The 13,921-nt window shown below is 47.0% G+C and carries 3 protein-coding genes; 1 reads left to right on the top strand and 2 read right to left on the bottom strand.

Features of this window, described 5'->3' with window-relative positions:
- The first annotated feature begins 201 nt into the window (after positions 1 to 201).
- Positions 202 to 420: a DDE-type integrase/transposase/recombinase gene (locus ACIDITHRIX25_RS90280; protein WP_502756210.1), complete on the top strand. Its 219-nt coding sequence runs from the start codon at positions 202 to 204 to the stop codon at positions 418 to 420.
- Between the two features lie 339 nt (positions 421 to 759).
- Here the strand turns inward: ACIDITHRIX25_RS90280 and ACIDITHRIX25_RS90275 are convergent, their stop codons facing one another.
- Together ACIDITHRIX25_RS90275 and ACIDITHRIX25_RS90270 are read right to left on the bottom strand one after the other, a co-directional pair.
- The gene (locus tag ACIDITHRIX25_RS90275) at positions 760 to 7,569 is read right to left on the bottom strand and encodes a DEAD/DEAH box helicase (RefSeq protein WP_201732570.1); all 6,810 of its coding nucleotides are present in this window, start codon (positions 7,567 to 7,569) and stop codon (positions 760 to 762) included.
- Between the two features lie 23 nt (positions 7,570 to 7,592).
- Entirely contained in the window at positions 7,593 to 13,070 is a 5,478-nt protein-coding gene (locus tag ACIDITHRIX25_RS90270) for a RecQ family ATP-dependent DNA helicase (RefSeq protein ID WP_201732569.1), read from the bottom strand.
- Positions 13,071 to 13,921 lie beyond the last annotated feature (851 nt).

Genomic DNA, 13,921 nt, shown 5'->3' with positions numbered 1-13,921 from the left:
TTAAGCATTGCACTCTATGGTTGGAATTTCAGATTGATTCGAAACCGCCCAGCTTACGTTATAGCAACTCCATGCGTCATCCCCAGGGATCACACAAGAGGTCTGGTCCCATCGCCAATATAGTCAGCATCTCAGAGGATCCCCGGAGGTCGAGGATCGTTTCACACCGGGGCACTTCCGAGAGAGATATCATTGGCTCTCGTGGAGATACGCGCCGTTGGCACCCTCGTCGAGCGCACCACTCGCTTTGTCCTGCTCTTGCATCTCCCAAATGGTCATAGCGCCAAACAGGTCGAAGCAGCAATGCGTAAAGAGATCAAAACCTTACAGAACTCCCTTACAAAGACCATAGCATGGGACCAGGGTAGCGAACTTGCTCGACACATCGAGTTCACTGTCGCGACTGGTGTGCAAGTTTAAGAACTCGATCCTCATTCGCCATGGCAACGAGGATCGAAGAAACACACCAATAGACTTCTTCGCCAATACATGCCCAAGAGCACAGATCTCTCCAAGTTCTCCCATGCGGATCTGAAACGTAACTACGAAAGCTTGAATGATCGGACGAGAAAGGCCTTAGGATTTCACAAGCCAGTGGAGAAACTTGCTCAGCTCGTTGCGCTGACCACTTGAAACCGCCCAGTGTTCTATTGGAAAAAAGATGAAATTACCTCCTGGACACCGTGGAATTCTTGGCAGTGAGTGAAACGATGCGATGAGCTTAATAACGAGTTCATGTTATTGGGCTCATGTCCTAAATCAGTTGAACGATCCCTTCAGTGTCGTCGGAATACGCGTCCTACCTCCTTCAAGTTCAAATGAGGTAACCCAGCGTCCTTCGTCACCTTCACCAGATTCGTAGGCAAAAACATATCCATTGCGAATTCCCGGGTAGCAGTATACTTGAACCTCGGTTCTTCTAAAGAGTGACGAATAGATCACGTGGTACTCTTGACGAACCGCCACACTATATCGTTGGTTGAATGGAAAACGTTCTAGAAGCGAAGCGGCGGCAACTTCTGAATTTTTTTCCATTCGGTCGTCGATGCCAGTAGTATGCCCCAAAGCCACCACGGTCTTCTGTTCTTGATCGAAAGGTACGAAGGGAACATTATCCTTGCCCAAATCAATGTAGGTTGAAGGATGCTCCTGGACCGGTGAAAGTACTTCGACCTTCCCAATCGTAAATTGCCGAGCAACACGCTTAGCGCACAATGGCATGTCCGAAAGTTGCAAGGAAGGAGGCAAAGGAGTAAAAACTACATCGGTACCACTAGAAAGTCCGTATTCATTAGCCATCTCTTCTCTAAATTGTCCGATTAAATCCTTGCCGATGATTCTCTCGGACGTACTGCCGTCTCTAAAGCGGAGACTAACTCGAAAGGCTCGGCCATGACGAAAAAGATTGACCTCAAACAAGTCAGTGGACACGATAGCAAGTTCTCGTGAAGCCGAAGTGCCTCTCTCAATAAACAAAAAACGTCTTTCTATCGATTCGTCAAAATTTGAAACCGAATCAACACCAGTAACTGATTTATTTAACAGGAATCCAACGGAATCGAGAAAGTAAGAAGCAGTTACTACATTAATCTGCACTGTTATGACGAATTGAAAGATGGTTTTATTACCCATTTCTAGTTTCGCTTCGAAGATCGATGGTTGGTCGATTAAGTGTCGCGCGTGCTCTGGTTCCTCAGCAGAACTCAATCCCAGTTCACTGCATAAGCCAAGCAACAGGACTGTGTCGCGGTCAAAGTTACTTCCTTCTAAGATATCCATCCTCATTGATAAATTAGGTTCTAATTCCGTTCCAAACGATATTGATGCAATACTGTGCAAATCGACTTGCTTGATCAAAACCTGTTCACTATTTCTATTGGTAGGAGATTTCATCGTCAAACGATTAATCCGCACCTCGCCACCAACGTAAAGTTCGAGGGCTTTTCGAGTTGTGTAATCACTTGAATTTGAAAGAAGTCGCCACTCATAAAGCAGGCCGTCCCGAAGAATAAATCGCTCCGTTCGCCAAGAGTTTGATGCGAGAACAACTGTTTCGGCACTTTCGAGACCTTTTCGTGGGGGAAGTAACTGAGTTCGAACTTCAAATCGAAGTCCAATGAGCTTTTCAATGATCGACTCAGGTAGTATCCATTCCTCTTCAGGGGCTTCCAAGCAAGTAAAACAGATACTACCCCCTCTGCTGCAGTGTGAACAGCAATCACGAAAACAGATGCTGCAAATAGAAATCTCCGGAGAGACACCACATTTACTGCACTTGATTGAACCACAACGTTCGCAAGAGCGATTAAGGAGTAGAGAGCTAATCAAGCCAACACCGTCAGAAGCACAGGATACAGCTTTACACTCTTTGCAGATTATAGAAACAAGATCGCAGGTGGGGCAGTGATACTTCGTACAGCGATCACACCACCAACGGTCATTTGGGTATGCCTGATGATCATCGCCACACAAGGTGCCCTTCCATACCTCAGTGTCATCTGGCCCTACCAAACTTTCCGATATCCGTCGCTGAATAGACCCACCGTCATTTTCAGTGAATTCAACATTGAGTCTTTCGCACCGCTCAAGCACGGCGTATGGGTGTGAAAGGTTTCGCTCTGCAAGTTGATTAATCATCCGTAGGCGTTCAATTTCAATCTTTACTCCACCCTGGTCCAGACCTAATCTCTCACCTATAATGCGAAACTCATCATCTGGTATCGACGTTTGATTTAGCTCTCCTAGTAGTGCATCTAAATCTGCTTTGGTTATTTTGGCGTAGGACGTTCGGCCCGGCTCTTGCTTTCGTACAAACGCCGTGCGATCGACTTCCCGCACCTGATATCTTTGGGTCGACTCTAAATGCAAATCTTGGAGAAGGGTATTACGGCGAACATCAACTCCCCTTAATGGGGCATCCTCGATCCCGGCTAAACTTCCAAGTTTTTCGAGTCTTAGCGCAATATCAAAGTCATTGTCAGAAATCTCGGTGTCAATAAATAATTTTATAACCGCCCCAACTCTCACTACCAAAACGCCGACGCCGTTCAAGTGCAAGATGCAGTATCCATCCAGGGGTACAGATTCGTCAAGCTTATTCTCATGCTTAAAGTAGTCAGCTTGAACAGCGAGATAATGGGCAGGACCAAGCACGGCGATTGAATGAGCTTCGAAATACTCTATCTGATCGTCAATCGTAGAAAAGGGAGTAACTTCCAATGAATTTTTATCAATCCGAATCATCAAACCTTGGCTCTGATGTCTCCAACGTGATCTTCGACTCGGCAGTGAGTTGTCAACTTTACCTAGTATCCATTTATGAAGTTTTTTAGAGGAGAATCCCTTAAGATCTTTATCAGTACTAAACGCAGGCAACTCTTCAAACTGCAAATTTTTTGGGGGAGCCTCTACCTCTTCTTCACTATTTGTCTCATTCGTCGATACGACATCGATCACTATTTTTGTGCTTCGATGAATGAAGATCACCACATAGGCACCGTTGGATACTGGACTCCACGCAGTCTTGACGGTGGGATATTGAGGCTCCAAAAAGTTCTCAGCTGCCCACTCTAGAAATCGATCGTGCTCACGTTCGACCGACTTTTTCCCACGTGAGCTATCGACAACCCATTTCAAGAGAGGTGGAACAATGCTCGAATTGCCAGGGCTACTTACGAGAGTAGCTTCGTCGTCAGTTATGTTCCATTCAGGCTCCACGCTCCACCAGTGAAAGGTCTTTGAGAGTCGTTCCGCCAACGGTTCCTTTTCACCTGAAGATAAAAATACGAGCTGGGATCGACTGCCTGCGACAACGACTCCGCTCCGAATGGTGTAGGTAAAAAGTCCTGTGGCTTCGTCAACAGAAACTTGCTCTGGCGCACACCCTACGCAAAGGTCTAAATTACTTCTCCAGCATTCATCGCCGACGTATTCATTGCAAAGGGGGCAAAAGTTAATGGAAGTTTCGCAACTTGCGCAGTGATGTAATTCGCAGTTGGCGCATTCCCAAATATTGACTATGTCACCGATGTGCTCAAAGTCGCAGACGTCGAGTTCTTTAACCTGTCGACCGTTGATCGTCGCGCTGTAGTCAGGGGCATCAAGGTCGAACTGAGCCAACCGGGGTAGTACATTCACCTCACTACGGATCTCATTGCCCTGAGGTGTTATCCAGGTATCGACTATTCGATACTGAAGACGCTGCATTGCCACTTCAAAGACTCGGACCAACTCGCCATTCGCCGAGTGGCGTCTGTTCTTTAGTTCGTTTGCTTGAGCCATCTTTGCAGAAATCTGCTTGTCGAGTCGAGCAACGCGTACTTGACTTTCAGTGTCGTAGCGTATATTCTCCTTAGCTGTTTTGTAGGCGTCATTCAGGGCAATCAACTCTTCATTCGTCGCCTCCAAAATATCTATCGTCCTTCGAACCGCATCGTTTTCAATCTCTGACATCATCTCCGATTGTGACGAAGCTAACGATTCGACGAGTATCGTTGCGCTGGGGCCACTTGTAGCTTGGTTAGCCGCCAACGTGAGTGCGGGCTTAGCTTCCCTCTTTTGAGATAATATCTCGGCGTATTTATCTGGTTTGACAATTGTCTTCGATATCGGATTTCCATCTCGCGGTTGCCAAACCCATTGCGAAAGACTACCGAATTCAACAAACTGCACCTCGACTTCCCGTCGGAGTCGAGTAATACGTTCGGAATGAGGAAACGATAATGTATCTGGGTCAATTTTGACGCTTTGCAGATCAAGTTTGATTCCGTTTAAACGGCTACGGCAATATGAACTCCATGCACGTAAAAACTGCGAACCTAACCCTGCAGGTATTGCCGACGGATGTCGCCTCAGTCCCTCTGGGACCAGTGCTAATTGAGCCCTTCTAGTACCGTTTTTTGAGATAGCAGATGCAAATTCCTGAGGGAGTGAAACCTCGATCAAGACTTCGTCGATCTCAGTGTGGGTAATTTGGGCGCCAGCAGCGAGTAGCGACTGGTTGATAGCGCGGATATAACGATGTCGTATCTCCATAGCTAACTCTCGACTTGCAGACGGAGCCAGAACCTCAGCTCCATGGAGAGATTCGCGACTCTGCCTGCGAGCATTCAATGAAAACCATGATGTGAGCGCAGACTCATCCCGCTTGTCGCTTTGGAGTGCTCGATGGGCTTCTTCAAGCTGCTCACCTACACTCACGGCAAGGCGCTCTTGTTCCTCTCCCGAAGTGACTGCTAAAGAGGTTATAGCCTCGGAAAAACTATTGAATTTCCAGTCAATTTCACCGAGAATCGTCGAGTATTCTCCGAATAGCAACTCGAAAAGGTGAAGTTTTTGGTTGAGTAGTTCGTACAGGTGGGCTTCGAAGGTGTTAGGAGCAAAGAAGTTTGCAATATTGACCGACCGAGTCTGTCCTGTTCTATGTAGGCGCCCGATACGCTGCTCAATGGTCATTGGATTCCACGGAAGATCGTAGTTGATAATGCAATTTGCAAACTGAAGGTTAATACCCTCGGCGCCAGCATCAGTTGATAGGAAGACTTGAGTAGTACTCTGGAATTCCCTACGAGCAGCAGCTTGTGCCGTTGAAGACAACTTTCCGTGGAAAAGGCTAGTTGAAAAGCCATTTAATTCGAAGAGTTGTCGAAGACGGTCAATTACACCAACGTGCTGTGCAAAAATTACGACTTTGCCGTGTTCAGCGATCCAATCCGACGCCAGTTTGAGAAGTACCTTTTCGCGCGATGAGATTAGAGTCGATGCGAGTCGCATTTCGAGCTTTTCCACTTCACGCTTATCAAATGGATGACGCTCGGCAAGACGAATTAGACTCGCAAGTGCAGCCTTCGGAGAGCGGGCGAAGCATTCCGATAGAAATCTTGCTACGACGCTTCGCCGGTTCGCTTCATAGCTTCCATATAGCCTAACGGCCCTTTGGAAGATCTCTTGGTATAGTTCGAGCTCCTCAGAATCAAGTGAGATTGGGTAGTCAACAGGAATACGGACTACGGAATCGAGTCCAGCCTGCGCGCGAGTCCACCTAACGAGGACTTTTTTAAGTATTTGTCGCAACTCGTCGAGGCTATTTTCCTTTGGAATTCGCTCATCACTTGCTACGAAGCGGGATCGAAATCTTTGCTGAGTACCGAATGTCCCAGGTCGAAGGAGTTCAACCAGATTATAGAGTTCTAAGAGATTATTTTGTACCGGCGTAGCGGTAAGGAAGAGCGCGTATGGAGCCGTAGCCATCAACGTTTGCATCTGCTCTCTGAACTTTGACGCACCTTTTGCCACCCTATGTGCCTCGTCTACTATTACGAGGTCGGGTTGAAGCGCTGCAACATCATTTAAATTTCGTCCTAGCATCTGGGAGGTCATTACGATGCCATGTATTTTGTGGTCGGACTTTGCTGATGAAATTCTACGACGGTACTCGTGAATAAGCTCGCTATTAGTTGCATCGAGTATCGAAATTCCAAACTTCGATTGCATCTCCTCGCACCATTGGATGCGTAGGGTACGCGGCGCAACTATCAAGATTCGTCGAACATCACCTCGTGAGATAAGAATATGAGCGATACTCCCGGCTTCAATAGTCTTACCGAGTCCAACTTCATCAGCAAGGATTGCTTTACCGTTCATTGGACCAAGGGCAGATTGAACCGCGGCAATTTGGTGAGGCATGAGATCGATCTCTAAAGTGTCTAGTGGTTCGAGAAGCAGTTGATCAACGTCGAGGCGAAGTTTTTCTAGTTCGATCTGCTCCCAAAGAAGATTGAGTAGATTTTTACTTGCGTTAGCGGCATCCCCACCGCCAATTCGAACGTCCTTATTGCGAATCCACTCCCTGATTTTCTCTTCAATCGTCGACTCATGAGATGCGTCCCGTCGCTGCGCTTCCACTAAAATCTTCGCAAGGTCCTCTATGCCGTCAGCCCGATTAATTACCTCGATCAACTCCGATAATCGAAGATTTGAATATGGTCGATCTTCAATATCAACTGCAATTTCTGCTATCTCCTCGAAAATTTTCTCGACGCTTGAACGATGCGGTGGTATCGCTGCTCGGACTAGGACATTCTCGTGCGTAATATCAGTGAAGTGCTGAGATCCGACAAAGGACTCGAGCCTTTTTTGATCAATAGAAAGATTCTCAATTTCTTCGAAACTTATGTACTCGCCGTCCGAAGGAATAGTATCTGAAATGCCATTTCGGGTATTTCGAGACTTGCCGTCGCGGGTAGGTAGGCGCCTGGGTCTTGAACTATCTTCTCCCGGGAAGAGGGTAATGACTAGGCGAGAGTCCTCCAATCCAATAGAAAATAATTCTCCGCTTCTGAGTTCATCCTGAAGGTATGTCAGTACTTCACGTATATCGATGATGCCCTGGTTACCCTTGATTAGAGCGTTGCCTATCAAAGTCCCGCTAGGAAGTACGGCAGGATAGCTACTGTTTTTCTCTAATAAATCCGAAGATCTAGGGATGCTTACAATCCCGCTTCGAACCAGATTTGAATCGAACTCAACTGTAAGTGTCGACGTCGTCCTTCGAATACTATTTGAATTCATAAACTTTCAACTTTTCAAGATCACTAAACAGTGTCATTTAGTAGAAGTGTCCCGTACAGTACTACGCCACTGTTTTTTGTTTCAAAACTAACAGATCGACGAACGATCTTTTTGCCAACGATCAATCCGGTGATATGTCTTTGAATCGTCGATTTTGCATTTGGCACGTCGTGATATAGACCGAAAAATGCTGATTCACCGAGAGATACTTTTCTGCTCCCCTCGCTATTCCCGAGGAGAATTTCGACCAAGCTATTTTCGGAGAGCGGATTTGAACGATGAGAATTCCAGGTGACAATACCGATGATTGTTTCATCGAAGTTGAATATTTCTTCTAGAAGCGGAACCTTACCGATGTCGTCTAACTTCCAGGGACGCACTTCGCTGCGGCAGTTGTCGCAGTACAGTTCTGGAGTAACTGTCGCAAAACAATTCGGAGGGGCCGAATCGAAGGCCAATGCGATGGTCTCACGAAGACATTTGTCAGTGTTGGCATACGAAACCATCTCAGAAAAGCGCGATCTCTGCTCCTTGTTCCACTCTCTAAGTAACTCAACCAACCTATTGCGAGGCACCGTTGTTCGAATAACTTGGATGGTCCTAAGTCGTTGAGTTGTGGTTACATCCAGAAGTCGATCACGAGTAAGAGTCGTCAGCAGATTCTCAATTTCAGCGGCGCTACGGATTAATTTTGCTGCGATATCATCAATTGAAAGTATGCGGCGTACGCCGGACACAAGACCCAACTTGTGAACAAGAGTTCTAAATTCGATCTCCTCCGCGGGAGAGCCCGGAGCGGTTATTCCCTTTGATATCGCAACACGACCCATGCTGTCGGGGAATAATTTTACGACGTCGGCGCGTGAAAGCCAGGCAAGGATAACGTTATTATCGAGTTCATCGTCAAGGCTCAAAAGTTCGTCTTCGCTAACGACATGATTAGGTCCTCGAGTCGGTGCATTAGATATAGTATCGAGAAGACGCTGAGCGCGATCAACTATTGTTGGCTCATTTTTTGCAGAATCAAGCTGGCGCCATCTTCGAGCTATATCCTGCTTTGACCATACGAGAGTTGCCAAGCCGGTCAGCGACTTATCGCGTGCAGCACGACCAGACTCTTGAGAATACGCATCAAGCGACTCGGGAATACCGTAGTGAACAACCCAGGCGACGTCTCGCTTATTGATGCCCATTCCAAACGCCTTGGTCGCAACGACAATGTCTGTAGCGCCAAGGAAAAATGACTCTTGAACGCCTTCCTTAATCTCCGGAAGTAATCCAGCGTGAAATGCTCGTGCTCGATACTTCATACGATTGAGAATCGCCGCTAGGTATTCAGTCTCTTCTCGACGTTGGACGTAGATTATTCCTATTCTTTCCCCGCGCTCGTAGTGATAACCGACAAGTCGTAGCAGTTCCGCTATCCTCATTTTCGAATCTTCAACAAAGATGCGCGAATAACTTAAATTGGCCCTATTGGATGGAACCCGAACTACTAAAGGATCGTTTAATTCGAGGGTGGCTACGATATCGTTTTCGACAATTCCATTGGCTGTGGCGGTTAGAGCCAAACGAGTGCTCCTTGGAAGCTCAATCAGTGCTGGTGCGATTTGACGAAATTCTGGCCGAAAATCATGACCCCAACTACTTATACAGTGAGCTTCGTCAACGGTAAGTGTACCGATCTCAATATGCTTCAAAGCGCCGTGAAGAGCTGGGTCGCGAACGAGGCGCTCTGGAGAAAGGTACAAAAGTCGAAGCTGGCCCGACATAAGCTCATGTAGGTAAGTTTTACGTTCTGTAGCTGAAGAGCTACCTGTCAGGGCTCTGATCCCTCGTAGACCGAGACGACCAACGAGCTCATCAACCTGGTCTTTAATGAGTGCATTCAACGGTGAGACCACAATTGTCGGAAGCTGTCGAGGATGTAATAGCGCTGGAAGTTGGAAACAGATCGATTTGCCAAATCCCGTGGGAAGCAATCCAACCGCATCTTTTCCACTAAGAATCGCTCTCATGAGTTCTAGTTGTTCTTCGGCAAGTTGTTCAATGCCAAATAGTCTCCGAGCACCCGCTACTAGCTTTTCAGTTGAATCCTCTCCTTCATGTATGATCAAATCAGCTAGATCAGCGTTACGATCGACATCGAATTCTTTGAGGTGTAACTCTAGGTCCTCGTCGTCACCGTCGATGAAATTAATCGCTGCCCGCCACGCCTCAGCCCTAGTAGATGTATCCATGACATTCATGCCACTAGGAAGAGAACTCCTGAGTGACTGCGATGTCCTACCAGGTACCTGCAGGCGGCGATCGAGCACCAAAACTACACCCCGATCGGATCGAGATCTGATCAATCTGCCGACTGCTTGGACAAACTGCAGGGTGGTCCTGGGTAATACGTAATCAAAAAAACCGTCACCTCCCAGATCTCTCAGTCGAGCCTGACGCGCACTAATGATTGGGTCGGTTGGGGGAGGGAAGTAAGGTCGTTCGATTGCAAGGAATGAAAGAGAAGGGCCTGGAACATCAAATCCTGTGGCAAAGCTGCGTAACCCGAATGCTACCGATGACCGCACGTCACGAAATCGCTGCTGTATAAAGTTCAGGTTCTCGCGCCGTTGAAAAAGATACTCAACGTCGAAGCGCTCGGTTAGTTCAGCTTCTCGCACCTCTAAGATCTCACGCACTCCGCTTAAACGTTTTGCAGAAGTGAACAAGCCTAGGGTTCGCCCTCGCGTCAATGTCGTAAAGCCAATGAACTCTTCTGCCAAGTCTTCTATAAGCTGACGTTCCAAACTTGGCGCAGGTGGAGTCAGGTGTCCCGTGAAAATCGTCAGTGCATTACTCGCAAAGTCAAAGGGTGAAGGAAGGGCAATTCCGGCGAAACTGCCATCTGTAGTCTTGACCATATCAGCTAGTTCGCGATAGTACGCTTCGCGGTGATTGTGTTCAGAGTTGACCGTTTGCGACGATACTTTAATCCCCAACGTTCTGGACAAAAAGTCAAAGTTTTCTTCTGTGCGTAAGGTGGCACTCGTGAGAATCGTCGAAGAGGCTCGCGCAAGAATATGCTTAGGAAAGCGTACGTCGATGTCGATCGGCGTAACCTTGATCGACCAGGTGGATTGTTGCGTATAGCTATCATCCTCAAGCGTTAGAACTACGACATTGTCAATAGAAGTATTCGCCCTCAACAAGAGCTTTGCGGCTGGAATATGAACGTCTGCCAGTTCGAGAGATACTGTTGCTAGCAAACGAAGAGCGCGACGAATCGCCCTAGTTTTTCTGACATTACCAACGTAAGGACTTCCATCACCGCCAAGAGTAGCTGTGGCTAGGCTCATACTCGTCTTGATATTTTCAATGGCTCTGCTGAGAGCGTCGTTTAATTCATTGATTCCGCGATCTAGAAATGGCCACTTAATGTTCGACCTTTTTAGGATCTCATCGATAGCAACACTCATCGCCGACGGTCCGTAAATTGCAAGAACGTCTTTGGTCAGGTTTGATAATCGTCCGTTGACCTCCTCTAGCGACAAAAATAGAGTCCTGAGACTTTGAACTCTGCCAAGGGGAGTGGACTGATCGATTCCAGTTGTGTCGGATTTTTCATCTTCGAATACTTCGATAAGGGTATCACAGGCACGTATGGCTCGATTCACCATCCGAGTAACAGCGATCTGTTCAAGTGAAGTTGACCACGCAGATGATAGCGAGTCTTCTAGTTCATGGGCCTCGTCAAGGATGAGATGAAGATTTTTACCTAACAGGGGACCGACTTGTTCACTGTCGTAATCATCCCCTAATTCTCCATTTGACTCGCTTTCGTCCTGTTCGAACCAATTTGCCACCATGGCGTGATTTGTTATGATTATCCCAGGACGCTCCTTTATGCCAACGAGAACTTGACGCAGGGGGCATATTGTGGCATATTCGCAGCTATCCCTCTCGCATGCAGCAGAAGAAGTGGTCTGCTGCTGTCGTGCTTGTTCATATCCCGGCAGATAGCGCCGAAGATATTCATCGGCTACTTCATCCCAAGTTCCAGTGCGTAGTTGACCAAGTGCCCGTAGCCCAATCGCTAGGGCAATCGATACACCGCGTTTATCTTGCTTGAGAGGGTGAACGGAGGCTGCTTCACGTGCACATACATAATTGCTAGTTCCAGATAGAAAGCGCACTTTCAAACCTTCGCTTGCGCCTAATGCTCCATTAATCACCTCGATTTCACGACGCAGTTGACGCTGCAGAAGTTTGGTGTGCGTAGCAACGACTACCGCGGATTGCGATGACGACTTTGTGATCGCTCCACCGGCAGCAAGATAGGCGAGAGACTTTCCTGTACCAGTGGGAGCCTCGATGGCAACACGACCATTTCTCTTCATCGAATGATAGGTTGCTAGCGCCATCGTCACCTGTGAACTGCGAACTTCCCGACCTCTTGCGGGTAGATGTTCGTGAAATAAACGAACTAACAAACGATAACTATCAAAAGTCTCTTTCTCGAAGTCATCGCTATCTTCGCCATCTCGAACTGCACTAGAGTTCGTATCGAGTCCACGATATAATTCGTTAGTCTCCTCCCTACTTATTGCATTCTTTGCATTCAGGGCACCAACCAGCGGATGGCCCCATCTAACTAGTTGATTGATCAAGGACTTATTCAAAGCCTCCGGATTGCAAAGAACGTCGTCAATCATGTAGCCAGAGGAGACCATAAGGCAATTAATGTCGGATGAATGGTTACATTTATCTCCAAGTAGATCTCTACAAAGCTGGGAGATAGGTAGCCCGAGAGCTGGATAGCCACTAACACCGAGAAGCTCCTCAAAGAGCGTCCAATCTTCTAAAAGATTGGGGTCCCGGATAATCTGGGATTCGATCTCTTCATTTCTAACTTCGAGCTTTACAAAACCGGCGGTAGCACTGTGCCCAACAGCACATTCTCGGGAAATCGAATCAATATGATCTTTGATCCTTGCGACGTCTTCCGAGTTCCCCAGCAGTTCTAACGAGGAACGAATATTTTTTGCAGCAACATCCGAATGATCGTTGTGCAATAGTAGATCGAAATCTAAATATTTACGATCCCGTGACGCCGCAACGAGAAGATATGCACGAACACTTTTGCTTTGCTGAACGAGAAACTTATCGAAATTTTCAGCGATCTTGCGGCTTAGTTCAACATCCCGAACGGAATTCAAAGACCTACTCAGAGGAGGAAAATGCTGATTCCCCTCCGCGTTTCCAACTGGAAGATCTACTAATCGCTCGGATGATGGGTTTTGGAATTGAATGTCAGAAATTTCTTCCGCTGATTGAATCAAACAAATGTTCTCGGCGTCGATTCGGAACAGTTCAGGATAGCGTTCAGGAAGAGTACGAAGATAGACATCGTCGACGAGAATTCCAATAGCCTCAAGTTCAACTAAAAGTTCTAGAACGTCGCGTGGCCCGATTTCAAGTAAGCGCTTGATAGTCTCAACGTTTTTTGCTAGCAAAGGTGAGGCGCTACCTTTCGTGAATAGAGCCAATGCGTCTAATTCGAATAGGCTTTTTGAATTAGCCCCAGTGGAATCGTGAAAATTTCCCCACGCATCGCTCAATTATAACCAATCGATATTGTGAATTCCTAGCTAAGGTAAATTTCTTTGAGTGAACTGTTCCCCCTCTTCTTATCCGACCGGCTCTAACTTAATCCAATGAGATTGATCAGGCTATCAGTGAATTCACAAGGGAGGATATGCGCAATGAAAACGACGGGGATTCACGCAAAGCTAATTTGAATTGGGGTGATTAAACTAGCCAACCAGACTCTGTCGATAGAGGTGGTGAAATCACCTCTAAGTATCGATTTGAAATAGCAAGCAATAAGTTATTGTCAAAAGTACGCGCTAGCGGTGAATGTCAGGATAGTTGACGCATTTGCCTTCTTTCAGATTAATGGTTAATTGGCCATTTTGAGCCGTTTTAGTCTCTCTGGTTTCGCGGTTTCTCGCAACGATTATTTCATCGTCCCTCTCTGCCAAGACTGTTGTCACCTAGCTTGATTTTTGTTTATAGGCCGGCGAAGATGGAATGGCTATGGCAAAGAGCCAAATAACGCAAGCAAAGAGTGCTTTGGGATCTAAAGGGATTAGATAGCTTTAGATCGGCTTTTGGAAGCGGTATTTCAAAGATACAGAGGTGCTGTTGACTCTGATACAGATGTTGTCGGCGACGAGGAACAATTGAGGAGTGAAACCGCTCAAAACGGCCGACCAAGAAAAAGCTAAGAGCGGGCAGATTGGTCAACGATCCTGATACTCACCGGGATTATTAACATGGCGGCAAAACGCGAGAATAATTAGAA

The organism is Acidithrix sp. C25, from assembly GCF_904848545.2.
Note: the sequence above shows the minus strand (reverse complement) of the source record. Positions and strands in the feature narration are given on the sequence as shown.

Coding starts and splice junctions, on each gene's coding strand:
- ACIDITHRIX25_RS90275 (WP_201732570.1), bottom strand. CDS start 7,569: ATGAATTCAAATAGTATTCGAAGGACGACGTCGACACTTACAGTTGAG.